This window comes from Polynucleobacter sp. SHI8, from assembly GCF_027944005.1.
In the GTDB taxonomy this organism is placed as follows: Bacteria; Pseudomonadota; Gammaproteobacteria; order Burkholderiales; family Burkholderiaceae; genus Polynucleobacter.
The window spans coordinates 1,538,131-1,564,925 of record NZ_AP027204.1 but is presented as its reverse complement, the minus strand read 5'-3'; the positions used below and the strand labels follow the sequence as shown (position 1 = coordinate 1,564,925).

Sequence of the window (26,795 nt, the reverse complement as noted above, 5' to 3'; positions counted from 1 at the left end):
TTTCTAAAAGTGGTTCTCATGCGAGTTGTGTTTTTACTCTTATTTATGTTTGGGATTTCATTAGCAAATGCCCAAAATAGCCTACCACCCTGTAATGGTAATTATGAAGGGCCGTGTCATTTTATCGGACCGACTAAGATTGATGGAGTCGATACGGGTCATCGCTATGACGGTGATGTAAGAAACAATAATTTTAATGGCAACGGTACTTTAACTTATAAAAATGGCGATCGCTATGTTGGACAGTGGAAAGACGGTTTACGTGATGGACAGGGAACTTTATACAAAAAAGACGGTACGATCGAACGAGGCGTATGGCGTAATGATGAGTTAGTGCAAGATCAAGGAAGTACTCCCCCAAGTAACTCACCCGTAACACCACCAGTCAATAGTAACTTTCCAGCAAATAAGAGGAACTTACCTGATTGTGTCGTGGGCTTTGTCGGCCCCTGTTATTTTGAGGGAAATATGACAAAAGCAGGGCAATCATCGGCAGATCGATATGAAGGTGAAATGCTCAATAATTTGCCCCATGGTCAAGGGACCTATTACTATCAAGACAATACCGCAGATAAAGGCAATCGATATCAAGGTAATTTTAATCAGGGTATACGAGAAGGCAAGGGCAGTTATTACTGGTCCAATGGTGATCGATATGTTGGCGATTTTAAAAACAATCAGTTTGAAGGGACAGGGACTAAAACATTTAATGGTGGCTCAAAATACGTTGGTGAATGGAAAAATAACATCATCGAAGGTCAAGGAACTATGATTTATGCTGCAGAAGGTGAACGCTATGAAGGGCAATGGAAAAATGGTAACCGTCACGGCAATGGCACCTATAGTTATGGCGATGGCACCAGATATGTTGGGGCGTATCAATTTGCTAAAAAGAATGGCTTCGGTACTTTATACAAAGCTGATGGCTCGATAGATAAACAAGGTATTTGGAAGGATGGCAATTTGGTACAGTCACAAAGTACGCCTCCTTCGAGTTCAGTTAATCCGCCAAAACCGCCTCCTACCTATGTGCCAATGGTTCCTGTTACGCCACCAGTTAAACCCAAACCACCCGCATCACCACCGCCAGTAGAGAGTCAGTTTCAGATTAACCGAAAGCGTTGTTTGGGAATGGGTTTACAGCCAGGATCAGAATCCTATAGAAAGTGTATGGAGTAAATGCAAAGAATCCTCATTTTTATCATCTTTACCCTTACACCCCTCGTGCAAGCGCAGAGTTCCTTACCGCCTTGTAACGGCGTTTTCACTTCACCGTGTTTTGCTGAGTATCGATTCCCAAATGGTGGTCGCTATGTCGGGGAATGGGCTGCTGAGATATTTCATGGGCAAGGTAGCTATCAAATGCCCACGGGTGATACCTATGTTGGGGGCTTTCAATATGGTAAAAATCATGGTCAAGGTACCTATACTTGGGCGAATGGTCAGCGTTATGTTGGGCAATTTGTCAACGGTATCAAAACTGGTCAAGGCACCTACACCTGGCCGAATGGCAATCGCTACGTTGGGCAATGGGCGAATGATAAGAATAATGGTCAAGGCACACTCTTTTATGCCGATGGCGGCAAATATGTCGGAGCTTGGCGTGACGGCAAGCAAAATGGTAAAGGGCTTTATTACAAGGCTGACGGATCGATTTCACAGGACGGTATTTGGCGAGATGATATTTTTGTGCAACCAGCGAATCCTCCCGCACCGCCACCGACGTATGCTTTAGAAGAAAACTCCCGAAATGAATACAAAGTACCTCGACCAGTCCCACCCAAGCAAAATGTTACACCCGTCAAGCCACAACAAGTAGCAGAAAGTCCCCAAGATATTAAACGAAGAAAATGTTTACGCTTGGGATTAACTCCAGGATCTGTGGACTTTAGCCAATGCATGCAATAGGGAAAAGACTTTTAATCATGCTAATGTTAGGGTTTGCACCATGGCTTTATGGCGCAAGTTTTGACTGCACAAAAGCAAAATCTGTGAGTGAAAATCTGATTTGTGAAGATCCGGAACTATCGCAAAAAGATGAAGAGCTCAATTTTTTATTCAACCAAGCTAGAGCGCTGATGGGTAATGAGTCAGAGTTTCGACAAAATAATATTGAAGCGTGGCGTTGGCGAGAGGCGAACTGTTTTGATCGAAGCTGTTTATTTCAATGGTATGCTTCTAGAAAAAGTTATTTTCAGAACGTGGTGAGACAAGCAGATAGTACCCAAAATGCCTTAGATGTAAAAAAATCCAAATGCATTAAATTAGGTCTTAGGCCTGGTTCAAAAGACTATTTAGAGTGCATAAGGTAAAACCAAACCTACACAATGTAAAAGTAAGTACATTGTCGCAAGAACATGAACGAAGGGAGTAGTAATTGAAAATGCTTCATCTAAAAGTGCGATATTTTATTTTGGTTTTATTGACTTTAGCAGGGCCAGTCCTTGCACAAGACGATGACCCAAGAAAAAGTCATTTAGCCTGCCAATTGGACTCAGCAACACAAAAAGTCACCTGTGATTATCGCTATCCATTTTCGCTTGAAGTCAAAGATGTTTCATTAAAAGTTGGTGGTCAAGCAGTTCAACTGGCACAAAGTGATATTGCTTTATATCCTACGGAAGGTCAAACCACTGCTATCTTATTTTTGGTTGACATTAGTGATCCTGCTCGTAAAAAGACCGTAGAAAAGAAAAATGTTCCTTTGATTAAAGAGATGGTGGCATTGCAAAAGCCCCATCAACTTATTGGTTTAGCTAGTTTTGATAGTGAGTTTCATTTATTAACGCCGCTGACAAATGATGCAGAAGCAATCCAGGCTGGTTTAAAAGAGATTAAAGCCGCTGGTGAGGCAACTGAATATTACAAAAATATTTTAACAGCGATTGAGTTGCTTAAGAAAACAGAAGCTACAAGAAAAGCTTTAGTACTGATGTCTGATGGTAAAGATGAAGACAAAGCCTATACGCGTGATGATGTTCTTAAAGCTGCTAAAGATGCAGGTGTTTCAATTTTAGGCATAGGATATCGTGAGCGTAAATCAGATTCACCTTATTTGCAAAATGTGCAAAAGATCGCTCTTGAAACTGCAGGTCAATATATTGATGGTTCAGATGGTTTATATCCACCGAGTTTGACAACAAATCCTTTTGGTTTTGTTGAGCGTGGTGGCAGAATTAGTTTTAATGGTTCAAGTTATAACGCGCCACAAGATGTTTTGATTGTGCTTGGAACACGTGCAGAAAAGCCCATTGAGTTGAGTACCCGCGTGGACTTTCCTGACAAAAGAACGAAGTCACAAAAATATAAAGAGTACATCAAGACGTATTTACTCTACTTTATTCTAGGTGGCGTGGCACTCTTGGCTGTTATTGTATATTTCATTTACCTTTTAACCAGACCTAAGAAGATAGACGAGCCTAGCATTGAATATGCTTATTTAGAAGAAATGAGTGGTGCAAAAGCCCGGCATTCTCTAACCAAAACAGCAGTTCGGATTGGACGAAGTGTAGATAACGACGTGCATTTACCCAATGATTCGATTTCCTCGCATCATGCAGAGATTCACCGTCGGCGCGAAGGTGACTTTTATATTGTTGATTTGTCTTCGACTAATGGCGTCTTCGTCAATGAGCAAGAAGTTACCCAGACCGAGCTAAAGGATGGGGACTTGATAGAATTAGGTGAAGTTAGATTACATTTTTATATTAATTAATTCAGGAGAGCACCATGTCAGATGAAGAAACCACGCGCTTTATCAATCGCAAATCACCCAAATTAAACGCCCCGGTGGATGACACAGTCGCTTATTCGACGATGCAGGCACCTACTGGTTCGCCAAAGGCAAGCCAGACTAATCGGGATGATGACTATACCAAGATTGTTCGTCCAGGTTCATCCTCCATATCAGGTGCGACAGTCTTGACAGAGACAGCAGCAGATACCTTCAGTGGCGAACCTGTTGTAGGGTGGTTGGTCATTGTTGATGGTCCAGGTAAAGGTCAATCAATGCAATTAGGTTCTGGTATGAATGGCATTGGTCGCGCTAAAGAAGCTCGCGTATCACTCGATTTTGGCGATGAAGAAATCTCACGTCAAAATCATGCCTCTGTTGTTTACGACCCAAAGGGCAATAAATTTTATTTACAGCATGGTGGTGGAATTAATCTCACCTATTTGGGTGATGCACCAGTCTTACAGCCTGTAGAAATCATCGGTCGTGAAACAATCTCGATTGGTAATACTAAATTAGTGTTTGTGCCATTTTGTGGGCCTAATTTCATCTGGTAAGAAAGATCATTTATGAGTTCATCTGCAAATGCAACTGTATTTCGTCGTCAGTTTGATTTTGATCAAAAAGAATTTATTGGAGAGCGTGAGTTACAAGAAGATTATTCGTCCATTAATTTCTTAAAACAGCAGACGGAATTACTTTTCGTACTAGCAGATGGTATGGGTGGCCATGCTGGTGGAGAAGTTGCCAGCAAAACATCCGTTGATGCATTTGTCAAAACCTTTGTGGACTCAACCTCTGAATCGATACAGGCCAAATTAGGCGCGGCACTCCAACAAGCGAATCATGAAATCAGCAATCTCATCAACAGTAATGCGAGTTTAGATGGGATGGGTTGTACATTAGTTGGTATGCATATAAGCGTTCATGGGATTAATTGGATTAGTGTTGGTGATTCACCCTTATTTTTGATTCGAAAAAATCAACTGATTCGATTAAATGAAGACCATTCGATGGCACCATTAATTGAAAAATCCTTACGTGACGGAAAAATTACCCAGGATGAAGCAAGAAATCATCCGCATCAACATGTATTGCGCTCTGCAGTCACAGGCGGTGATCTTGAGTTGATTGATGCCCCTGCTAATACATTTATATTGCATGCTGGAGATGTTGTGGTTTTAGCCAGCGATGGTATTTTGACTTTATCCGATGATGAGATACTCAACACCGTGAAAGGTGTTGAACAGCGTCAGGCAGATGGAATAACTTCCGCACTATTATCTGCAGTGCGTGCCAAACGTAAACCAAGACAAGACAATACGACCATACAGGTCTTTGCGGTTCCACAGCAATGGAAGGGTGGTTCAAAGGGTAATTTAGGTCTTTGGTTAGCCATTGGCGCAGCCATGTTGGCATTTGCTGCTGGAGCGGCATACGTATTTTCGCAGAAATTTGACCTAAAACAATTACAAGATGCCACATCATCAAAAGTAGAAGAAGAGAAAATACCTCAGCCAATCAAACCAACTGAGTTACCAACCCCCACAGTCAAAGAGAATGATTCAGAAAACTCAAAACCAAAACAAGAGGAAGTAGTTAACAATAATAGAGAGAAAGAGAAAAAGGAAACTAAGGAAAATAAAGACCCCAAAAATCCTAAACAGCCACCAACGCAAACTAACAATCCACCAATAGTGAAGAAGCAGAATCCGTCAGCGACTACTGAGGGAGTGAAGCCGCCTAGTGAACCAAAAAAACCTGGTGACTCTACAAAAGACCCGATTAATGAAAAAATCAATCAACAAGAAATAATTCTAGAAAAAAAAGATAATACTTCTAACGCCTCGAGTGGATCTGTGGTCAAGAGCAATCCAAAAGAGTCTAATAATGGCCAGCCTGGGGCTTCGGATAATACATCATCACTGCCAGCAAAAGATTAATATGAACTCTATTGTTATTTCTATTGTTTGCATATTATTGAGTATTCAGGCGAATGCTCAGGATGTGATGGCACAAGCTGATCAAAGTGTGGTTCGAGTAGTAGCAAAGGACCGTGCTGGCTATGAACTTGGTAGTGGTTTTGTGGTTGCAAAAGATATTGTCGCAACCAATTATCATGTCATAGAAAATAATTTGGGGGTTGTTGTTCTCAAAAAAAATCCGAGTGGATCTGATATTAAGCCCGTTAAAGCTTCTGTTTTATGGCGCTCCGTTGACCTTGACTTAGCCTTATTAGAAGTTCCTGGTCTTGAGTTGCCCGCGATTACAGTGCGACAATCGATGCCTGCAAAAGGGAGCTCTGTGACAACTATGGGTTATCCTGGCGCTGCGGATGAAGCATTAAATGATTTATCTAAAGTTTCTTTAGTTGAGTCTACTTTTACTCAGGGCATTATTGGGCGAATGATTGAAGCCTCATGGTCTGCTAATGCTGATAAACAAATGATTATTCAGCATAGTGCGTCGGTTAATAGTGGCAATAGTGGCGGACCATTGTTGGATAATTGTGGGCGCGTGATTGGCGTCAATACCGCTAAAGCTTTAGGAATTGTGCAAGGTGACAATCGTTCTGGGATGACAGTCAATCAGAGTGACGGTATTTTTTACGCATCGCATATTTCTTCTTTAATTGAGGCGATGAAACAACAAGGAGTTCCTTTTAAGGTGACAAGTGAGGAGTGTGCAACTCAAACCACAGCCATCAATCCCAAGTTAGAAGTCAATATAGGATCACCGAAAAAATCGGATAATACTAAATTAATTGGTTTAGCGGCTGCTGCGGTCTTATTAGCTGGAGGGGCATTATTTTTCTCATTACGAAAAGTGCCGGTCGTGCGGGAGAGTTATACCCAATTCCGACGTCGTTCAGGAGCACCTGTGGTTGATCAAACGAAACTATCTGCTGCGAAAAATTTTCGTTGTTCCTTTGTCGGACAAGATAGCAGTGGCAATCCCGTCAATCTGAATTTTTCCGAAAAAGCCCTTCGTCAAGGACTTGTTTTGGGACGTGATCCTAATGAAAGTGATACACAAATTAACGATAATTCCGTATCTAGAAGACATGCAAAATTGCAATATGATTCTGGGATTTTAAAAATTCGGGATTTAGGGTCTACCAATGGGACCTGGGTCAATGGCGTTCGATTAGGTCCGGAAAGTACCGTATTGAAAGTCGGTCAGAGCTTTAATTTAGGAAAAGTTAGTTTGCGTGTAGAAGGGGAGCTCTCATGAGATATGCGGGATTTTGGATACGATTTGTGGCGTACATTATTGATACCTTCATTTTATCAACAGTGTTGATTTTATTAGGTACGATTTGGTCCTTGAAAAATGATGATAGTTCCGTCGATCTTGCCACCACGATAGCCCAGTCTGGCATGGTCTTGTCGATTAGTTTTTTTCTGCATTGGTTTTATTTTGCCATCATGGAGTCGAGTGAGTCGCAAGCCACCTTAGGTAAAAAAATATTAGGTCTAAAAGTTACTGATGAGTTTGGTCAACGAATGAGTTTTGGACGTGCTACGGGACGTTATTTTTCTAAATTTATTTCTAGTTTGATTCTGGGTATTGGATATATCATGGCTGCTTTTACAGATCGTAAGCAAGCTTTGCATGACAAAATTGCCAGTACCCTTGTGATTTACTCTTCAGGAACTGTAAGTTCAGTTCCAGTACGTTCAGGTGTAGGTTATGGAACAGGCAATTCTGGGGGGGCTTCTGCGGCTTACACAACGCGCCGAGACAATTCTCCCAATGCATCCAAACAAATTGTTTTATCTGGATTTGACGTCAATAATAAGGGCTTCAAAATTCGTCTGACTTTTGATAAAAATGATGCTCGCTTAATACAGGAGGGCTTAAAGATTGGGCGGGATCAAGCTGTCGTTGATCTGCATATCAATAACAATTCCGTATCTCGTCAACATGCAAAAATCCTGATGCAAGGGGGCGAATTAATGATTGAAGATTTAAACTCTACGAATGGCACCATCGTTAATGGTAAAAAATTACCTAGTAACGTTTTGGTTTCATTTCCAGATCGAGGTAGATTATTAATTGGTGACGTCGAATTATCAATTGGAGAGTTTTAAGGTATGGCGAATTTAAATGCACTTCCTATTGGGACGATTCTTGAGGAAGACTATCGCATTGAGAAAATCTTAGGTCAAGGTGGTTTTGGGATTACCTATTTGGGTATTGAGATCATGCTTGGCCGTAAGGTAGCCATTAAAGAATTCTATCCTCGTGAAGTTGCTGCTCGCGACAGCGGTTGGACGGTTCGGCCCTCTGGTGCCAAAGAAGATATTAATTTTTTTCAATGGGGATTAAATGCTTTTGAAAAAGAAGCTAAATTATTGGCACGCTTTGATGATCCGCATATTGTCGGCGTTCAACGTTTTTTTAAAGCCAATGGAACAGCTTACTTTGTAATGGATTACTGTGACGGGCAACCGCTTGATGAAATCATTCGCCAAGATGGTTCTTTGAGCTTGCAGCAGCTCAATAAGATTATTTTCCCGCTCTTAGATAGTTTGGAACGTATTCATCAAGAGGATTTTTTACACCGAGACATCAAACCCGGTAATATTTTTATTCGATCTGACGGTAGTCCCGTGCTACTTGATTTTGGCTCTGCCAGGCCAGAGAATGTCAGTCAAACGCGTAATGTGACCAACATGACAACGGATGGATATGCTGCCATTGAGCAATATAATCCGGATGGAAGACAAGGCCCTAGTGCGGATATTTATGGGTTTGCTGCTACCTTATATCGCGTTGTTACTGATGTAAAGCCCATTCCATCAACCGTCAGAACGTATGAAGATACTTTGGTGCCTGCGTCAGAATTAGCTGCAGGAAAATACCCTCCCTATTTTTTAACTGCAATTGATGCAGGAATGGCGGTTCGACCTGGAGATCGTCCACAAAGTATTCAAGAGTGGCGAGTTATGTTTGAACAAAGGGATCCTACTGCGCAGCCACCTCGCCCAGATGTACCAGGTGGTGTTAAAGATCCTATAAAGCCGCAAGCGCCTAAAACAAGTAAATTGCCTTGGATTTTAGGAGCGGGTGCAATTCTTGCACTATTTGGTTTGATTAGTGTTTGGCAATCAGGGCCTAGCACAAATCCTGTAGAAACCACTTCAATTCCTCCTATATCACCCCTCCCAGTTGCTTCACCAGATTCCACTTATCTTAAAGAGATTGAAGGTAGTTGGGCCGAGAAATATAGTCAATGTGGCGTGACTACAAGAGACTTTATTGTGAATGTCAATAAAAGTAATGAGTTTGTGATTCGTGATGAAGGTAAATCCTATCGCCGCAAAATCACCTCTGTGCAAAAACCCAATGCCTATACCTATGTGATTATGTCTAGTCCAGTCTCGAATCCGAATGAATCCTACGAAGAGCATTATCAATTAGCTAGTGGCACCTTGCGCTTAATGAAGCGTGTGGTAATCCCAACAAATGATGCGGTTAAAGTATTTAACGGTATGAGCTTAGAGGATGGTAAGAATACGCCTGTGCTTGTGAAATGTAATTAAGAGCAAATGATGCCAATCAGCTTCAATCTCAAGCCATGTTTAGTTTTACTGATAATGACACTTGGTTTGCCTATATGCCATGTTCAAGCCAAGTTGCCCGATTGTGAAGCAGGTTTTGCTGGCGCTTGTTTTTACTCCGGAACTACCTATAAAAACGGCAAAGCGACGTCTGATGTTTATGAAGGTGAAGTAAAGAATGGATTACGCCACGGTAATGGTACTTATACCTTTGCTGATGGAAAAAAATACATCGGCCAATTTAAAGATGATGTGTATTTTGGTTCAGGAACGCTGATCATGCCAGATGGTTCAAGATATGTCGGTCAATTCAAAGACGATCAATTTAATGGGCAGGGAACATATACCTGGGGAGATAATGCAAAATATACAGGGCAGTTCTTGAGTGGAAGTTTTAACGGCAAAGGGACCTATATTTGGCCGGATGGTAAAAAATATGTTGGTGAGTGGAAAGATAATCGTAAAAACGGTTTTGGAATTTATTATTTTGCCAACGGCGCAATTGATAAACAAGGTATTTTCAAAGACGATGTTCTTGTACAAGCACAAGCGCCCGTCGTGCAGGCGCAGCCACTTCCTGTACCGAAAGTTGCGCCAACAGCAAGTCAACCGAGTGCGATTGATAATGCCGCTGAGATCAAGCGTCAGCGCTGTATTAAATTAGGATTAACACCAGGATCTGAGGACTATAAACAATGCGTGATGTAATCTCCAATAAAAGAAATTTTCGATATCTATGTGTTCTAGTTATGTTTTTAAGTAGCCAGATACAGGCGCAACCGATGCAAAATTTACCTACTCCAGTTGATAGCTCTTCGAAGGGCTCGTTGATGAAGCCAGAGACGGTCACAAAAGAAGAGGTTGAACAGAGTTTTAAGTTTGAAAAATTAGAGCCGCAAGTAAAAGTGATTCCACCAGTTGAAGAGGTGAAGCCACCTGCAGGAAGTTATGAAGAAGTTCTGTATTATGAAAAGCAATGTCGCGCTAAGAAAGATGGTAATTGTGTCACGGCAGGTAATCTCATTATGGCGGAAAAACCACCCAAACAAATATATGATTTAGACAGTGCGGCGCGGGCAAAACGTGCCTTACGATTATATGAAGTTGCGATCGCTACAGATCATTTAGAGGCGATGGAAAATGCGTACGATTTATATTACGACCCATACACGATTCTTCGGGTGGTTAATTCTTATGGAGATAAAGCTAGGGCGATGGAAATTCGTGACGTGATGGTCAGTAAAAACTATTCAGGTGGGATGCTTCGATTGGCACAAGATTATTTGGAAAATCCAGAATATCTTTTATCCCTAGGTAAGAAAAAAGAAGCTTGTCAAATCATCAAGCAGAACTTAATAAACAACGATTTAACGACTAAGTCGAAAGAGATTTTGAGCGCTTTAAAAGGCGATTTAACCTGTAAAGTTATGAATTAATCATTTACGAAACTCGATGATGTGGAAGTTTGATCCCGCACCACCTTCCCCCGATATGATTTGATATACAGAGTCTAAATCTAAGATCCAAATACTATTATCTATCAGAGTATTTTTAATCGTAATGACACGATAGGTGTCGTGGGATATTCTGCTAAGAATGGCTTGAGTTTTTTGCAGATCGGCTTGGACCCGTTGATAATCTGAGGCTGGAATCATGCCAGAACGCATCCAATTATTGACTTGGTTAATATCCTGATTGAGGTAGTTTATCAAGTCATTCTTCGTAATGTTGCCGTTGTAATAGGCAGAGCATGTTCTTGGAACAACCCTTGACTCATTTCCGACCCAAATACAATTATTGAACATCGTAGGTGTGACATTCAGTTGCCAGCGTTTATTGTTTATTGAGCTGTATGGTGTTGATGTCCAATTACCTAACCAGCGATCATTGATAGCTTGAGCAAAACCAAGTTTCGATATAAAAGAAATACAAACGATGAGTAAAATTTTATTCATGAAAAAGATGCTTTTTAAAAACTACATTTTCTTAAGATAGAGTCTTGAAAACTGGGAACTTGTTGCGGAAACCCAATACCGCCATTTTTTGCAAAAGTGACTTTAGTGCCACCATTAGCCCATCCCCAAGAACCGTAGCCAAACTGTGGAGAGTAGACATCACAACTCACGCCAAGGTAAATGGTCGCATTTGAAGAGTCTAAACGAGCACCATCTTTCGTGTAGCTCAAGTTAAATTGAGTTCGTGGAATTAAATCACTCGCATAAAAACCATTGGCATGGCGCGGGTTTGAGCAGCAACTAGTAATAGTTTCATTCGGTTGGGCTTGTGCCTTGAAAGCTATAAGCGCACAGCATATCAACAGGTATGGAAGTAGTTTCATATCTATCACTATTAGAAAAAAGAGTTGATGGAGCACAAATGCCTAAATTTACTGACTTTTATTATATATCCCTAATTTAAACATATTGGAGAAGATCTCAACTCGCGATTTACCTACGAAGTAATCCGTAATTCCTGATTATTTTTTTGCACCAAAGTCGTTAGATTATTGCTTGCTCAACTCTTCAAAGGTAAAACCATGATCAACCTGACATTACTTTATTTCATATTGATTTGTACCTATTATTTAGGACGTAAATATTTACCTAAAATATATGGATTCTTTAAAGCCTCCAGTCGGATGATGAAAGATAATCCCCTGTTCATAACAGTATCTTTTTTGATTTGTTTGATGTTGATTCATCCAGAAAAAGACCTGTTAACAAACAAAATTCTCCAATTAGGTTTTGCTCAAGAGGTCGATAGTTTTCTACCGGAAGATTTTCATGAACTACTTCAGGGATCCGAAACAGAGATTTTGTTGTACCGGATATTTACTTTGTTACTTGCCGCATAAAAAAGCACTCCTTAGGGAGTGCTTTTTAAAGAGAAATTATCTTAATTGGTTTTTAACACAAGCCTCATAAAGTGGTGAACCAACGTTGAGTCCCATTCCAACACATTTTTGTACTGCATTGGAAAAATTTTCTGCCATTTGCGCATTGGATTGCGGTGCTTGAGCAGGTTTGGCTTGATGAGCATGCATTTGATCAGCGCAAGCGCCTAAGAAAAGAGAACTAAGAATTGCTATGGCAGATAGTTTTTTCATGGTTGATTAATGGTTGTGGTTGTGGGGAAGAAGTTGTGCAAAACCAGCTTGTGGTCCGAGGTTAGCAATCATCTCTTGGCATTTGTCTGAGGCCATACAAGATGATGGATGATTGGCTTGCGTGCTTGGTTTGAGTTCGTAAATCGTTTTACCCTCTTTGATTGTTTTGAGAACTTTGACATCCGCAATTTTAAGACGATCCATTGTTGTGGGGTTATCAGACAAGACCACTAAGTCAGCGAGTTTACCAACCTCAATGGAACCCTTGGATTTACCCTCACCATATTGCATGGCAGCCCATAACGAAATTGATTTCAGGCCAACCACCGGCTCAACCCGTTGATCTGGACCTAAAGTTTGTCCAGAGCGAGTGGTGCGATTCACGGTGGCAGATAAAACGCGCATCATATCTGGATTAGCAACAGGCGCATCATGATGGGAAGAGAAGGGGATCTTTGCGTCTTGTAACCACTTTGTTGGCGAAATATTCGCCGCTCGTTCTGGACCTAATACTGAGTCGCGATGCCAGTCTCCCCAGTAAAAAGTATGCATCGGAAAGACCGATGGGAAAATGCCTAATTGTTTAAGTTTAGGGATTTGATCAGCTCGCATTACTTGACCGTGGATCATTACCGGCGTGATCATCGTATTTGGATATTTTTTCTTCGCAAGTCCAATACCCTCAATCAGTTGATCAATGGCAGCATCACCATTGGTATGAGTTAAGATTTGCCAACGATTTGCATAGGCCTGCGTAATGAACCGATTGGCATCCGCATCCGGCATCGAGCCATAGCCGTTATAGTCTTCCTTTTGCCCATCAGGAACTTTAAAGTAAGGTTTAGTTAGCCAAGCGGTTTTACCCTGGGGTGATCCATCTAATACGAGTTTAACCCCACCAATACGAAGGTGGTTTTGATACTTTTGACTGACATAGAGGCTTTGCATTGCTTTTTCAATACCAGGGAACATGATGGGCGGGTAGGCAACCACATCTATCTCGAGCTTTTTACGATTGGCCATTTCTGTTAAGCCCAAAAGAAATGGTGCAATCGCTAAACCTTCTTGGCCCGTCGTATGACCAAATCGTTTGTACAATTCTTGACCAGCCATCGCCAAGTTAAACATTTCTTCCGTACCTACCTTTGGCAGTATTTTGGTATCTACCAAAAGCATGGCGCTTTCTTCAAAAACTCCATTGGGCTCTTGGCTGCCAGCTTTACGCTGAATAATACCGCCTACAGGATCCTTTGTTTGACTGGTGATGCCAGCCATCTCTAGAGCTTTACTGTTGTAGGAGCGAATGTGACCACTTTGATGAAAGCACATGATGGGGATATCTTTGGAAACCATATCCAACTCTTCTTTGGTTGGATGACGTTTTTCTTTTAGTTGCGAATCATCATAACCAAAGCCAATAATCAGACCATATTTTTTGGATACAGGAGACTTTGCTATCCAGTCTTTGAGAACTTGTTGCAGTGCTGCAATCGAATCTACACCACCATCGGGAGGAGGGAGTAAGTTAGCAGAGATTGCTTGAAGACCCACATTAACCATGTGACCGTGACCATCAATAAAGCCTGGTACGAGCGTTTTACCATCCAAGAAGACTTGTTCAGTTTTTTGGCCTGTCCAAGATATCATGGAGTTTTCAGAACCAACAGCAACAATCTTGCCATTTTTCACAGCAACAGCTTGGGCAGTCGGTTGCTGATCATTTAGAGTCACGATCGGGCCACCATAATAAATCACATCAGCAGCTTTTGTATTGCTGACAAATTGGGTAGCATGTGCACAAGATAGGGAGAGAGAACTGCACAGGGCAAAGGTAATTAGCGAGAGAATTTTCATGGACAGTAGTCAAAGAAATTATTGTGAGATTTATTCTATTTATTATTTATGACAATCTGTCATGATAAAAACATCCAAATAATGAGGATTCTTAAAAATCGTTTTAGAATGTATAAAACGTTAAAAAATTAAATCAAGGAGACAAAGATGCAAGCTTGGAAATCAGAAGTACGTGATGGTATGCACATTGATTGGGATATGCCCATTGAAATGGATGATGGCTTAGTATTGCGGGCTGATATTTTTCGCCCAACGCATGCGGGTAAATTTCCTGTTATTTTGTCTTATGGCCCCTATGGTAAAGGCTTAGCTTTCCAAGAGGGGTATAAAACCGCTTGGGAAATCATGGAAAAAGAGAATCCAGACGTCATGCGCGGTACTACTAGTAAATACCAGAACTGGGAAGTTGTTGATCCAGAAAAATGGGTTCCTGACGAGTATGTTTGCATCCGTATTGACTCTCGCGGTGCAGGTCGTTCCCCAGGTTTTATGGATCATAATAATGCCCGTGAAACCAAAGATATTCACTTGTGTATTGAATGGTTAGCCAAGCAAGAATGGTGTAACGGTAAAGTCGGGATGAATGGTATTTCTTATTACGGAAGTAATCAATGGCGTGCTGCAGCTAGCAAGCCAAAGCATTTAGCCGCGATTTGTGTTTGGGAGGGTTGGAATGATAATTATCGCGAATCCAATCGTCATGGCGGGATTGCATGTTCTTTCCGCAAAAATTGGTTGGAAATGCAAATTAAAACCGTGCAACATGGTGTCGGTGATCGGGGTAAGAGAAACCCTAATACCGGCGAGACCGTTTGTGGACCAGAGACATTACCGCATGAAGAGCTCTTAAAAAATGTAGAAGATATTTGGAAACGCGTCATTGATAATGAAATGATCAATGATTGGTACATGGAGCGTACTGCCAATCTGGATTTAGTTGATATTCCAGTATTAAGTGCAGCGAACTGGGGCGGTCAAGGACTCCATACACGTGGAAATTTTGAAGGTTTTGTCAGATCTAAATCCAAGCAAAAATGGTTAGAAGTACATGGTGGGTCTCATTGGGCGCCGTTTTATACCGACTATGGCATAGGGATACAGAAACGTTTCTTTGACTACTTCCTCAAAGGGAAAAAGAATGGTTGGAATAAGACGCCACCCGTTTCTATGTTGGTCAGAAGTCCAGGTGAAAAATTTGAGCCACGCGCTGAACAAGAGTGGCCTCTCAAGCGGACTCAGTGGTTTAACCTCCATTTAGATCCAACGGCCAAAACGTTTAGTCAAAAGCCCCTTAAACAAAACGCTCAAGTTACCTATGACATGATGGGTGATGGCGTTACATTTGCCTTCCCACCACAGCAGCAAGAAGTGGAAATCACAGGACCGATGGCCTTGAAATTATTTATTTCATCATCGACTGTAGATGCAGATATTTTTGCTATTTTTAGAATTTTCGACCCACAAGGCAAAGAAGTTTTATTCCAAGGGGCACTTGATCCCAAGACGCCAGTTGCACAGGGGTGGTTACGTGCATCACACCGCAAATTGGATAAGAAAAAAAGTTTGCCGTATCGTCCGTGGCATTCTCATGATGAAAAGCAGCCGCTCACACCGGGTGAAGTGTATGAACTCGATGTAGAAATTTGGCCAACCTGTATTGTTGTGCCTGTTGGATATAGCATTGCCTTATCGATTCGTGGACGTGATTATGAGCATGACGATGCAGCGGCAGTGTTATCGAATATGAAAAATCCTATGAAAGGTTGTGGCCCATTTGTGCACGATGATGAACAAGACCGCCCACCTGCTATTTTTGGCGGAAAGGTGACATTGCATATGGGGCCTAAGCACCCAGCGAAATTACTCGTGCCAGTTATTCCGAAGAAGAAAAAATAAGATATAGAAAAATAGATAAGGAGATTAATATGAGCATTTCTGAGAAGAAGCGCAACAGTATTCGTTCAGGTATTGCCGTTGCCTTAGCGATTGCCTGCCCACTGACCTTTGGGCAGGCCAGTAACTATCCCAATCGACCGATTAAAATCATTATACCGTTCCCTCCCGGAAACACCACGGACATCATTACGCGACTCATTGCGCCAAAGCTCCAAGAGCGCCTTGGTCAACCGATTGTGGTGGAAAACAAAGCAGGAGCATCTGGTGTGATTGGTATGGACTTTGTTGCCAAGTCGAAGCCGGATGGCTATACCATTGTGGCCTCTCAGGGAGGCAATATGGTGGTTCTGCCGCATACCAGTAAAAATATTTCCTATAACCCGATCAATGATTTCACATCAATTGCCGTATCGACTTATAACTACCAAGTCATTACAGCAAATAATAATGCGCCATTTAAAACTTTCGCGCAAATGATTGATTGGGCTAAAGCCAATCCAGGTAAATTAACGGTTGCTTCTAATGGCGAAGGTGGATTTCCGCATTTGGTATTTGAGCATTTAGCCAAAACTGCTGGCATCACGTTCACCCACGTTCCTTACAAAGGGACTGCCGCAATCATCACTGACCAAATTGGTGGGCAAGTGATGGCCTCTGTTGATGGTGTGAGCGGTCCCGCACCACACGTTCGTTCTGGAGCGATTCGCTTATTGGCAATCTCGAATAAGAGTCGTGTCTCAGAATGGCCGGGAATTCCAACGGTTTCAGAAACGATTCCTGGTTGGACGTCTAATGGTTGGTTTGCTTATTCTGGACCTGCTGGTATGCCCAAAGACATTACCTTAAGACTGAATCAAGAGATTAACCGTGCCATGAATGCTCCGGAAGTGGTTGAGCAACTCAAGCAATACGGATTAGAGGTAATGAATGAATCACCCGAGTATTTTGAAAAGGTCTTGAAAGAAGACTACGCAAGATACGGTAAGCTCGTCAAAGATATTGGCTATCAGGCACATTAAGAGTAGATTCAAAGCAAAAAAAGATGCCACTCACGTGGCATCTTTTGTATGTGAAGCTTGAGAATTAATTACGATTAATATCTACACGACGCGCTTCTTTATCGTCTGCTGCTCCAGTAACAAACTCTGGTTTTTTCATTTCGATCGCATCCTCTTTTACACCAGCGGCAATCAAGGCATCTTTGACAGCCATAGCACGATTTTTGGCTAACTCTTCGTTCATTTTTTCGTCACCTGTTTTATCGGCATAACCTGTAATGGATAACTTATTTGCATCCTTCGCGATAGCCTCACCAACACTTGCGATGACTTTTTTAGCCTCATCATCAAGGTCTTTTGTACCAACAGGGAAATATACTTTACCTGGGTATTCATAAGTAATAGAAACTGCAGGAGGTGCCACTGCTGCTGCTGGAGTTTCGACTGGTTTTTTGCCAGAAAAAATATTCCACAATGCAAGAGCCACCAAACCAGCAGCAAGCCATGGTAACCATTTCATGAGCGAGCTACTTGTTGCTGTTGCAGTTGCGGTTGTCGTTGCGGCAGCTACACCAGCTACAGCGGCCTTACCAGCATCTATACTTGTAGGCAATTTATCGAGAAGGGCAGCAGAGCTTGGTACCCCAATAGAATTTAATAAACCACGATCTAAATCAGCCTTTTGTAAATATTCTTTTTGACCTAAAAGAAGACTTGATAAGCCGTTTGCATCTAATGATTTGTCATTGACAATGTGCTTGATTCCGCCAAATACGAGAGGCATGACCATACCGACTAGGCTATTTGATGAGGAAGGGCTAATGCCAGTTGTACTCGCAAGTGAGCTCATTAAGCCATTTGCTTTATCAGCACCAAATAAAATGGCAGCAAGCCCAAGACCCGATTTTACGAGGGGATTATTTTGCAAATCGCCAGATAAGATATTCGATAAATTACCAGCAACACCCGCATCAATATTCGGTGATGTCACCATCTTGAACAAGTCAGAAGCACCAGTTGAAGTGGATGCTTTTTGCGCCATTCCACCTAAAACCACCGGAATTAATTTATTAATGCTATTTGTAGTATTTTCAGCATTTTCAGCGAGTAGGCCACTCGCTAATGTTGCTAATTCTTTACCACTACTGCCCATGAACATTTCAATTAGATTTGAAACCATGTTGATTTCTCCTGAGTTGATGACATGACTAAGTTAGTGAGGATTTGTTACAAACAGAAGAATCTAATATGTACGTTTTATGGAGATTTCATTATATGAAAAAGGATTGGTTTCATTACAATTCATTAAAAATTCATTTTTTTGGACATAATATTAATAATTGCTTGTATGATTGAACAATCACTTTAGAAATATAAGCCTTAAATATCTACTTCATAAATACATGTTAACTTTGTAAATAGTTATAACACTTTAGGAATCAAGCTTATGGATTTCACCGTTGCTATTTTATTGGGAACTTACATAGTTTCTATTGTTGCTTTATTTCTGTTTGTTTATTCGATGTCAAAAGGGATGTTTGGTGACGGCACTTCAGCTGCCCAGATGATTTTTGATAAAGATGAAATTGGACATACAGAAGATCCAGCAGCGACCAGCAAACAAAAAACGCAATTACAGCTTGATGTGGGGGAAAAAGACTCCTTTCACCACAATTTAGACTCCGCAGAACTTGATGCTCGTGTTGAAGCTGATCAGTCCACATCTTTAGTGGTGGGTATTTGCTTTACATTAGCTGTTATATGGTTGGTATTAGCTTCCGTTGCAGGTTTGATTTCCTCCATCAAACTGCATTCTCCAGACTGGCTGGTTGGATATGATTGGATTACTTTTGGTCGGATTCGTCCAATCCACGTCAATATTGTTGCTTACGGCTGGTGTGCGTTATCAGGAATTGGTGTTTCCATTTGGTTGTTGCCAAGATTACTCAAAACTAAACTAGTGGGTGCAAAATGGGCGATTGCGGGTGGTGGCTTATGGACAATCGGCGTATTTCTAGGTGTAGTTGCCATTGCTATGGGCAAATCAGATGGTATGGAGTTTTTAGAGTTTCCTTGGAAAATCGATATTTTATTGATTGTTGGCGGAGCATTAGTAGGCGTGCCACTTTGGTTAACTCTCCTCAATCGTAAGGTAGATCATCTATATGTTTCGATCTGGTATATTGCCGCTGCGCTACTATGGTTTCCGACATTATTCTTTATTGCTAACTTACCTAATTTTCACATTGGCGTAGAGCAAGCAACTGTTAATTGGTGGTTTGGTCATAATGTATTAGGCTTGTTTTTTAGCCCCATTGGACTGGCTACGATTTATTACTTTGTGCCTAAGGTTTTAGGTAAGCCAATCCATAACTACAACATTTCCTTGCTTGGTTTTTGGGCTTTAGCATTCTTTTATAGTCAGGTTGGTGGCCATCACTTGATTGGTGGTCCAGTACCGTCTTGGTTTATTACCTTATCCGTGACCCAGTCGGTGATGATGGTGATACCAGTAGTTGCTCTATTTATTAATCAATATTACACATTGAAGGGTAATTGGAAGGCCCTAGTGCACTCACCAACCCTGCGATTTATTGTGTTTGGCTTAGCTATGTACATTTTGTCTTCTATTCAAGGGTCGATGGAAGCACTGCGTTCAGTCAATACAATTACGCACTTTACCCACTTTACCGTGGCACATGCTCACTTAGGTTTGTATGGATTTTTTACGATGGTGATGTTTGGCGCGATGTATTACATCATGCCTCGCATTATGCATTGGGAGTGGCCATATCCGAGTTTAATTGCATTGCATTTTTGGTTGGTTTTTGTTGGCTTTGCAATATATATCATTTGGTTATCCATTGGTGGCTGGTTACAAGGTTTGGCGATGCTCGATGTCGCTCGGCCATTTATGGATTCGGTCACTTTAACGATTCCATACTTGCAAGCACGATCACTCGGTGGTGGTTTGATGACTCTCGGACACTTTGTATTTGCTCTGCACTTTTTTATTATGGCTTGGAAGTTTGGGCCAAGGCGTTTAGGGGCAGCAGTTTTAGGACCTGAGATAATTCTTAAATATTTAAAAAAGGGAGCTGCATAATGAATCAAAAAAAGCAACCCTTTGAGATGGATGAAAAGCGCTTAGTACTTGGTGCGATGGTATGTTTGGGACTTGCTACAGGAGTGATGGTACTGATGCCTTACTTCTTTACAAAGCGGATTAACCCACCACCAGGACTGAAACCTTACACTACGATACAGGCGGAAGGCAGAAGTGTATATGTTGCCGAAGGTTGTGTTTATTGCCACTCGCAACAGCCTAGAGATGCAAAACAAGCACCGGATACTAAGCGAGGTTGGGGCCGAGTATCCGTAGCTGGAGATTATTATTATGACTCTCCGCACCTCTTAGGTACCATGCGTACGGGACCAGATTTGTTTAATATTGCTGCTCGTCAACCCAGTAAGGATTGGCAATTAGGGCATTTATATCAACCTCGGGCATACACCCCTGGTTCTATCATGCCGGCATATCCATACTTATTTAAAGTTAAAAATACGAGTGAAGTTACAGCAGAGGATGAAGTTGTTAACTTACCTCCCCAATTTGCCAAGGCCGGAGAAACTGTCGTGACTACTCCAAGAGCTCGTGCCTTAGTTGCTTATTTACTCGCGCTTGATCATACGTATTCTCCTTTACCTGCGATTGCTGTTCCTGGAGATGAAAAACAGTTATCAGGAGATAAATAATGTCTGACCAAAAACCTCCCTTATTTGAACAAGAATTAAGAGAAAAAAATGACCCAACAGAAAATGTCCGCGCCGTTCCCTATGTATTAATTTTATTAATGGGCGCCATTGTTTCTTGGGCCTTCATCAATATTTTCAGTACCCCATCTGGAGAACTTACTGAATATGGTGATCAAAGAACCGTTGCTGATCTGCGACCTCCAGTTGAATCTGGTGGTAATTCAAAAGTAGATGGTAAGCAAATTTATGCGGCCAAATGTGTTGCTTGCCATCAAGCGAATGGTAACGGCGTAGCTGGGGTATTTCCGCCGCTGGCGGCCTCTGAGTGGGTGACTGGTGATGAGAAGATTCTGACCCATATACTGCTTCACGGTGTGAATGGCGAACTTGAAGTCAAGGGAGTGACTTATAAAGGCGCTATGCCAGCTTGGAAAACTCTATCCGATGATGAATTAGCTGCAGTCATGACATATATCCGAACTGACTGGGGCAATGCCGCACCAGCAATCAAAGCAGCTACCGTGAAAGAGCAAAGAGAAGCCACCAAAGACCAAGCAGGGCCTTACGAAGGTGGGAAGGCGCTGAAAGAGGGTTCGTAATAGAATAGGTGTGTGCAAAACCCTGATTCTTCTCCCGCCTCGTTAATACGAACTCTTGTTGCAACTTTAGTCGTTTTGCTCTTTGGGATTTGGTTATTTCTTGCGTCAACCTTTCATGGTCAGGCCCTTACCACTGAGGCTCTCAGACAAGTCGAACTTAATGAGAGTCCAAAAAAAATACCTCCCTTAGTTGTAGTAGATTCCAGCAATCAAGAACGAGAGCTGTCCCAACTATCAAGAGATCATCGTGTCCTGATTGTTGATTTTGTCTATACCCGATGTCAAACAGTTTGCCTCTCATTAGGTTCAGTTTTTCAGGTATTACAAACCAAGATTATTGAGTTGGGTTTGGAAAATAAGATTGGCTTAGTGAGTATTAGTTTTGATCCAAAAAATGATGATGCACAGGCTTTACAGCGTTATGAAAATCGACTACAAATGCAATCAAATGTTTGGCGTTCATATAGTTTAAAAAACCCGAGTGATCGACAATCACTTCTAGACGCCTTTGGCATTATGGTGATTCCTGCGCCTCTTGATGAGTTTGAACATAATGCTGCGCTGCATATCGTTCGAGGGGAATATCTCTTGCGCATCTTTCCACTTGAAAGTTCTGAAGAAGTGCTACTGCAAGCAGTAGCACTTGGAAAATAAATTATCTCCATGATTAAATCTTCTTGGCAACGGTTAACTGTTTTAGGGATGCTGATCATTGCAATCGGATTATCCGTATCACCTTTTCGGGCAATTATTGAGCAGAGTATGTTCATGCAAATGGTGATTCAAATGCCACTCTTATTTATTAGCGGCGCATGCTTAAACACCTTCAGCATCTCCAAAAAAGTCACCCAATCTATCTCATCTTGGAATGTCTTTGGCTTGACCGGTTTTATGCTTGCACAGATGATTTTAATGTATTGGATGCTTCCCATTAGTGTTGATCGAGCGGTCGTGATGCCACTCGTCGATGTGGTTAAAGTTCTGACGATGATTGTTGCAGGATTTTTGGTGGGGGATGCACTCCATAAGTCTCCAGCAGCGCTACAACTCTTTTTTATTGGTTATTTTGCCGCCATGATGATTTGGTTAGGGATGTATTTTATTTATACGGATATGCGCTTGTGTAATGCTTATTCACTTAATTCACAATACTGGACTGGGTATGGGTTGTGCGCGATTAGTATTGCAACCGTTGCTTATTGGTCCTGGTGCGTCCTCAAAAAATGATGCCAAAATTATATTAATGACTAGTCTTAGTTTTAGTGTTGAAAGATTTAATTCGTAGGAGTTTTTTTAACCACTTCTTTTTTATTTTGACCTTATCATTCTTAGCCACAATTGGCGCCTTATGATGACCAAAGTAAAGCTCAATTAAAGCAAGTCCAATCTCATGATCAAGATACTGGTGATGCATAGGATCCCAAAATTCACCTTTTGCCGCATCAAAAAAAACCTCACGTTGATCAAAATTGTAGGGACCTTGCAGCAATTTAATTTGCGTTTTCATGGAATATTTAAAAAGATAATGAAAACCTAGCTTAGCTATTAAATATTAATTTTTAATGAATCTAGAGTGAAGAAAAAATATCAGATTACCAGAATCTAAAAAATTAATTAATGTATGTGTTAAATTAAAGTTTGGAATTTGAGGAGATAAATTGTGATAATAAAAAATATCATAGGATTAACCGAAAAAATTTTTCTAGTGATCATTGCTGTTTTTACTGTTGTAGCAATGGGTCAAGAAGTATATTTAACCATCATGAATCAAAAGGTCGAATTAAAAGACCTGTTGTTGATGTTTATTTACGCAGAGGTATTAGGTATGTTGGCCGCCTTTTATTCTAGTCATCGTATTCCGATTACGATACCCTTGTTTATTGCAATGACAGCATTGAGTCGATTAATTATTCTGCAGGGTAAAGACGGGGATCCATCAATTTTACTTTTTGAGAGTGGGGCGATTCTTTTAATCGCAGCTTCATGCTGGGTCATTAGTCGTATAAGAGTAAATGATGAGCTCTAATTAACCCTTTATTAATGTTTTATCATCAATAATTGTCGCTCTCTAGATTTCTCATTCGTTTCATATATAAAAATTATTTCATTAATCATGGAGCTATTAAAGAAGTTATTTGATAAATTACATTCACACAAAAACTCTCTAAGAATAAAGAATTAATGGGGTTTGTGGCGAAACACGAATCTATTGAAATTTTCTACCGCGGTGGGTGTACTTTAATATCTTTGGTACTCAATAATTTTTTAAAACTTCAAACGAATTTCAGCACCGCCGCCATACTCTTGTCCATAGCTATTGATAGATGAAACAATTCCGACTCGGGCAGAAACATCTTGCGTAATTTGACCCTGAAGTCCGATACCAAACACATTGGATACTGGACCCATATTGGCACCAATTTGATTAAACGAGCCATAAATCGGACTTGTGGCAGTGATGGTATGGGCATTCGTGCTATTTGCAAACCAGTCATAACCGAATTTATAAAAACCAACGAATGAGAGCGGGTTATTGGTACCTTTAATCAGAGGATAAATGAGATCAACCCCCGCAGAGGTAACAGCGGAATAGGACGTGGCAGATGAAATTGAGTAATTGAAATCATTACCACCTTGCTCTGTCGTACCACCCATCCATAATTGTGAGTAAGATGCCCCGACAAAAGGAGAGACTGTAAAGTCTTGCATCTGAAATGCTTTCGCCAACTTAACGGCACTAAAGATACCATTTGTTTTATAACTACTCGTGGCATTACCACCCGTAAATAAGCCAACGCTTGGGGTATTACGACTAGCGTCCGTCATGCCATAAATATATCCTGCAGCAGCGGATACTTTGATCTCATCCGCATAGTTTTGTGTACCATAAAGACCGAGATAAAAACTTGTTTTATTAAAATTTTGGGTGACCTGATCACTCTCGGTCATCGATGAATTACCAACACCTCCAAAGACTCCATAACCACCATCTTTAGTTCTTTTTAAATCACGTCCAATCGTGAGGTTATAGAGTCGGTATCCAAATCCAACGAGGTCATTATGTGCATTGACCGTGCCCTTCATTCCTGAGGCATCAGCCCAGGTATAACGACCTTCGTCATCTTGATAGACACCTGCAGTAGGTGAGGCGCTCATTGGCGCATGAATCCGGTCGAGAACCGTATTTGTGATAACAGCCATATGCTCAAGGCTAATGGTCATGTTCGAGGAGTACCCCTCCGCATGAACATTGGTCAGTTGGTTTACTTGTGTCGAAGTAAGTCCTTGAACTGCCGAGGTAAAAGTGCTGCCGTTGCTTAAGCTTGGATTCTTGCCGGAACTCAGTGCTGCACTATAGGCAAAAGTGATTGAACTTGCCAGAGCAGTTCCAGAGCTACTGCTTGGAACGGTAGGGGCAACAGGAGTACCAAGCGTGGTTGATAAGTTCCAATTGGTACCACCGCTATTGCTTAGACTCCAAAGACTTGTGACGATACCACCACCAAAAGTACCACTCGTTGCACTGAAGTTCCCTGAAGTAAGACCTGAAACAACATTGGTATAGATATTAGTTCCTGATGGAACGCTTGACAGGGGTGACACACCAAACGCCACAGGACCACCATTCACACTGGAGAAAGTGGTTTGCCCATAATTCGTTGCGCTACTGATAATAATGTTGTAATTACTTGGCAAGGTCCCAGAGTAGGTTAATCCACTTTGTAGATTATTAAGTGCTCCAAGAGAGCCATTATTGGCTACTTGGATCCCTTGGATCGTTCCCTGATTGGTAATACTTCCTAAACGAGTCGGTATGTTAAAAACAGAGTCACCATCAATCCGAATTGCATTGACACCAGCTCCAGCAGTAATCACTGCCCCAGCTTTGTTCTCAATCGAGCCCATATAACCGCCATTGCCTACAACAACTCCAGATGCACCATTATCCCCTTGAATAGTGCCAGTATTCGTTAAACTACCAACTGACCCTGAAACAAAAATCGCATTTGCAGGCTTTGAGGAGAATCCATAGGTATAAATTTTCCCGTTGTTGATGAGATTATTAATGCCGGAACCATTGGGTATATATATGCCGCTAACATTTTGATAGGGCATTGTGTTTGAAATCGTGCCATTGTTCGTAAATGTGCCTATAAACACATTACCAAATAAAGTCACTGGCCCATAAGAACTGCCATACTGATCATTGATAATTACCCCGTTATTGACGCTCACGGATGTTTTATCTGAAGTCACTATTAAGCTAGTACAGTCTGCTGAAAACACTAATGGATCACCAATGCTCGAACAAGTAGCTAGCGCTTGACTCGAATGGTTCAATAGCACGAATAATCCAACTCCGAGCCCTAGTTTTTTTAATACTAATTGATTAGTCATTATTCGTTCTTAAAGGTTTTTACAGTACCACCGCAGGCTGAGAAGCATTGACGGTAAGATTCATCACACTGATAGTAGTTAGGGTTTGTTGGGCAATATTGCGGATTTGGATTACATCTTTTGACATCGTCATGGCTTTGAGCACGCGCTACACAATTTTGATAACTCATACTATTTTGATGTTGGCACATATTGCTATTATTTTGAGCTTGTTGACCCATCGAGTTATAACAAACCTGTTTGGTAGTCATGCACTGCATTGCGCAAGTTTTTCCAGATTCAGTTGGTGGCGCGATATATTCATAGCGATAGGTTGTACAAGCAACTAATAAAGAAAGAAGTACAAAGCTTAGTAAAAAGTATTTTTTCAAAATATGCGTCCTTTTCAACAAATCTACTTAAATATGTTGCATAATTAAATCATTTATCTTAACCTTACATGATATATATGAAACTTTTAACGGCTCTTTTACTATCAACTTTGACGATTACTTCATTTGCCATAGAGAAGCCTGAGGGAGTGGTCTATTGCCAAGGTAAAACTACGATTGAGTTTCGTCTCATTAATCCAGAGCAAAATGGTACTGCGTCAGATGTAGATTTGACTGTCAATGGCAAAACTAATCGTTACATGACTTCATATTCTTGGTTTGGATCCAATCAACCCACACCGAAGAACTTTAAATTTGCGATTTTAGGTGAAAAACAATTTGATCCACTGCTCGTTTTTGATACCTATTTACAGGATGCCAAAAAACAAAAGTATAAAAAGTGTAATTAATTAAAGGTGAAGACTAAATAAAAAGGGCTTGGAAAAAATCTAAGCCTTTTTTTATTAGTATAGATGGCGACAACTGAATGATATGACGTTGTAGAGTTTAGGTATAA

At 41.1% G+C, this 26,795-nt stretch carries 29 protein-coding genes; 21 read left to right on the top strand and 8 right to left on the bottom strand.

The features are described 5' to 3' along the window. Nucleotides 1–18 precede the first annotated feature (18 nt). From QMN06_RS07850 to QMN06_RS07800, 11 genes are all read left to right on the top strand, one after another. The gene (locus tag QMN06_RS07850) at nt 19–1,179 is read left to right on the top strand and encodes a hypothetical protein (RefSeq protein ID WP_281969574.1); all 1,161 of its coding nucleotides are present in this window, start codon (nt 19–21) and stop codon (nt 1,177–1,179) included. Next, on the top strand, nt 1,180–1,908 hold the full coding sequence (locus QMN06_RS07845) for a hypothetical protein (protein ID WP_281969573.1): 729 nt from the start codon (nt 1,180–1,182) through the stop codon (nt 1,906–1,908). Nucleotides 1,909–1,925: 17 nt separating this feature from the next. Next, a complete protein-coding gene (locus QMN06_RS07840; protein ID WP_281969572.1) occupies nt 1,926–2,312 on the top strand; it encodes a hypothetical protein in 387 nt (128 codons plus the stop codon). Between the two features lie 71 nt (nt 2,313–2,383). Further along, complete coding sequence (locus tag QMN06_RS07835) at nt 2,384–3,715, top strand: FHA domain-containing protein (protein ID WP_281969571.1); 1,332 nt, start codon at nt 2,384–2,386, stop codon at nt 3,713–3,715. A 14-nt stretch (nt 3,716–3,729) separates the two neighbouring features. Then, entirely contained in the window at nt 3,730–4,290 is a 561-nt protein-coding gene (locus QMN06_RS07830) for an FHA domain-containing protein (RefSeq protein ID WP_281969570.1), read from the top strand. A gap of 12 nt (nt 4,291–4,302) precedes the next feature. After that, complete coding sequence (locus tag QMN06_RS07825) at nt 4,303–5,676, top strand: protein phosphatase 2C domain-containing protein (protein ID WP_281969569.1); 1,374 nt, start codon at nt 4,303–4,305, stop codon at nt 5,674–5,676. A gap of 1 nt (nt 5,677) precedes the next feature. Then, the gene (locus QMN06_RS07820) at nt 5,678–6,967 is read left to right on the top strand and encodes a trypsin-like peptidase domain-containing protein (protein WP_281969568.1); all 1,290 of its coding nucleotides are present in this window, start codon (nt 5,678–5,680) and stop codon (nt 6,965–6,967) included. Next, nucleotides 6,964–7,827, top strand: coding sequence for an RDD family protein (locus tag QMN06_RS07815; protein ID WP_281969567.1), 864 nt, complete (start codon nt 6,964–6,966; stop codon nt 7,825–7,827). The genes QMN06_RS07820 and QMN06_RS07815 overlap by 4 nt, the downstream gene beginning before the upstream one ends. A 3-nt stretch (nt 7,828–7,830) precedes the next feature. After that, nucleotides 7,831–9,282 carry a serine/threonine-protein kinase gene (locus QMN06_RS07810; protein WP_281969566.1) on the top strand — a complete coding sequence of 484 codons (1,452 nt, stop codon included), beginning with the start codon at nt 7,831–7,833 and terminating at the stop codon, nt 9,280–9,282. 6 nt (nt 9,283–9,288) lie between these two features. After that, entirely contained in the window at nt 9,289–10,008 is a 720-nt protein-coding gene (locus QMN06_RS07805; RefSeq protein ID WP_281969565.1) for a hypothetical protein, read from the top strand. Nucleotides 10,009–10,049: 41 nt separating this feature from the next. Next, the gene (locus tag QMN06_RS07800; RefSeq protein WP_281969564.1) at nt 10,050–10,736 is read left to right on the top strand and encodes a hypothetical protein; all 687 of its coding nucleotides are present in this window, start codon (nt 10,050–10,052) and stop codon (nt 10,734–10,736) included. On the opposite strand, the gene QMN06_RS07795 is transcribed toward QMN06_RS07800, so the two are convergent. Together QMN06_RS07795 and QMN06_RS07790 are read right to left on the bottom strand one after the other, a co-directional pair. Next, a complete protein-coding gene (locus QMN06_RS07795) occupies nt 10,737–11,255 on the bottom strand; it encodes a hypothetical protein (RefSeq protein ID WP_281969563.1) in 519 nt (172 codons plus the stop codon). It lies immediately after the preceding gene. A gap of 14 nt (nt 11,256–11,269) precedes the next feature. Continuing rightward, entirely contained in the window at nt 11,270–11,638 is a 369-nt protein-coding gene (locus QMN06_RS07790) for a hypothetical protein (protein ID WP_281969562.1), read from the bottom strand. Between the two features lie 198 nt (nt 11,639–11,836). On the opposite strand from QMN06_RS07790, the gene QMN06_RS07785 reads away from it, so the two are divergent. Beyond that, nucleotides 11,837–12,154: a hypothetical protein gene (locus QMN06_RS07785; protein WP_281969561.1), complete on the top strand. Its 318-nt coding sequence runs from the start codon at nt 11,837–11,839 to the stop codon at nt 12,152–12,154. Between the two features lie 36 nt (nt 12,155–12,190). Here QMN06_RS07785 and QMN06_RS07780 read toward each other — a convergent pair whose 3' ends face one another. After that, a complete protein-coding gene (locus QMN06_RS07780; RefSeq protein WP_281969560.1) occupies nt 12,191–12,406 on the bottom strand; it encodes a hypothetical protein in 216 nt (71 codons plus the stop codon). 6 nt (nt 12,407–12,412) lie between these two features. Further along, nucleotides 12,413–14,260 (bottom strand): amidohydrolase, encoded by a 1,848-nt coding sequence (locus QMN06_RS07775; protein WP_281969559.1) that lies wholly within the window; start codon nt 14,258–14,260, stop codon nt 12,413–12,415. A 147-nt stretch (nt 14,261–14,407) separates the two neighbouring features. Between QMN06_RS07775 and QMN06_RS07770 the strand changes: the two genes are divergently transcribed. Next, nucleotides 14,408–16,156, top strand: a complete 1,749-nt coding sequence (locus QMN06_RS07770) for a CocE/NonD family hydrolase (RefSeq protein WP_281969558.1) — start codon at nt 14,408–14,410, stop codon at nt 16,154–16,156. 29 nt (nt 16,157–16,185) lie between these two features. Next, on the top strand, nt 16,186–17,175 hold the full coding sequence (locus QMN06_RS07765; protein WP_281969557.1) for a tripartite tricarboxylate transporter substrate binding protein: 990 nt from the start codon (nt 16,186–16,188) through the stop codon (nt 17,173–17,175). 64 nt (nt 17,176–17,239) lie between these two features. On the opposite strand, the gene QMN06_RS07760 is transcribed toward QMN06_RS07765, so the two are convergent. Further along, nucleotides 17,240–18,334, bottom strand: coding sequence for an OmpA family protein (locus QMN06_RS07760; RefSeq protein WP_281969556.1), 1,095 nt, complete (start codon nt 18,332–18,334; stop codon nt 17,240–17,242). 267 nt (nt 18,335–18,601) lie between these two features. Here QMN06_RS07760 and QMN06_RS07755 point away from each other — a divergent pair, with 267 nt between their 5' ends. The 5 genes from QMN06_RS07755 to QMN06_RS07735 are packed head-to-tail and all read left to right on the top strand — an operon-like array spanning nt 18,602 to nt 22,736. Next, on the top strand, nt 18,602–20,260 hold the full coding sequence (locus QMN06_RS07755; RefSeq protein ID WP_281969555.1) for a cbb3-type cytochrome c oxidase subunit I: 1,659 nt from the start codon (nt 18,602–18,604) through the stop codon (nt 20,258–20,260). After that, nucleotides 20,260–20,910, top strand: coding sequence for a cbb3-type cytochrome c oxidase subunit II (locus QMN06_RS07750; RefSeq protein ID WP_281969554.1), 651 nt, complete (start codon nt 20,260–20,262; stop codon nt 20,908–20,910). Before QMN06_RS07755 ends, QMN06_RS07750 begins: the two co-directional genes overlap by 1 nt. Next, on the top strand, nt 20,910–21,509 hold the full coding sequence (locus QMN06_RS07745) for a cytochrome c (protein WP_281969553.1): 600 nt from the start codon (nt 20,910–20,912) through the stop codon (nt 21,507–21,509). The genes QMN06_RS07750 and QMN06_RS07745 overlap by 1 nt, the downstream gene beginning before the upstream one ends. A gap of 12 nt (nt 21,510–21,521) precedes the next feature. Continuing rightward, entirely contained in the window at nt 21,522–22,163 is a 642-nt protein-coding gene (locus QMN06_RS07740; RefSeq protein ID WP_281969552.1) for an SCO family protein, read from the top strand. 9 nt (nt 22,164–22,172) lie between these two features. Next, nucleotides 22,173–22,736, top strand: coding sequence for a hypothetical protein (locus QMN06_RS07735; protein WP_281969551.1), 564 nt, complete (start codon nt 22,173–22,175; stop codon nt 22,734–22,736). A gap of 13 nt (nt 22,737–22,749) precedes the next feature. On the opposite strand, the gene QMN06_RS07730 is transcribed toward QMN06_RS07735, so the two are convergent. Next, entirely contained in the window at nt 22,750–23,016 is a 267-nt protein-coding gene (locus QMN06_RS07730; RefSeq protein ID WP_281969550.1) for a hypothetical protein, read from the bottom strand. 153 nt (nt 23,017–23,169) lie between these two features. On the opposite strand from QMN06_RS07730, the gene QMN06_RS07725 reads away from it, so the two are divergent. Continuing rightward, complete coding sequence (locus tag QMN06_RS07725) at nt 23,170–23,535, top strand: phosphate-starvation-inducible PsiE family protein (protein WP_281969549.1); 366 nt, start codon at nt 23,170–23,172, stop codon at nt 23,533–23,535. 239 nt (nt 23,536–23,774) lie between these two features. Here QMN06_RS07725 and QMN06_RS07720 read toward each other — a convergent pair whose 3' ends face one another. Then, complete coding sequence (locus tag QMN06_RS07720; RefSeq protein WP_281969548.1) at nt 23,775–25,907, bottom strand: autotransporter outer membrane beta-barrel domain-containing protein; 2,133 nt, start codon at nt 25,905–25,907, stop codon at nt 23,775–23,777. Next, a complete protein-coding gene (locus QMN06_RS07715; RefSeq protein WP_281969547.1) occupies nt 25,907–26,278 on the bottom strand; it encodes a hypothetical protein in 372 nt (123 codons plus the stop codon). Before QMN06_RS07715 ends, QMN06_RS07720 begins: the two co-directional genes overlap by 1 nt. 77 nt (nt 26,279–26,355) lie before the next feature. On the opposite strand from QMN06_RS07715, the gene QMN06_RS07710 reads away from it, so the two are divergent. Further along, nucleotides 26,356–26,688 (top strand): hypothetical protein, encoded by a 333-nt coding sequence (locus QMN06_RS07710; protein ID WP_281969546.1) that lies wholly within the window; start codon nt 26,356–26,358, stop codon nt 26,686–26,688. Nucleotides 26,689–26,795 lie beyond the last annotated feature (107 nt).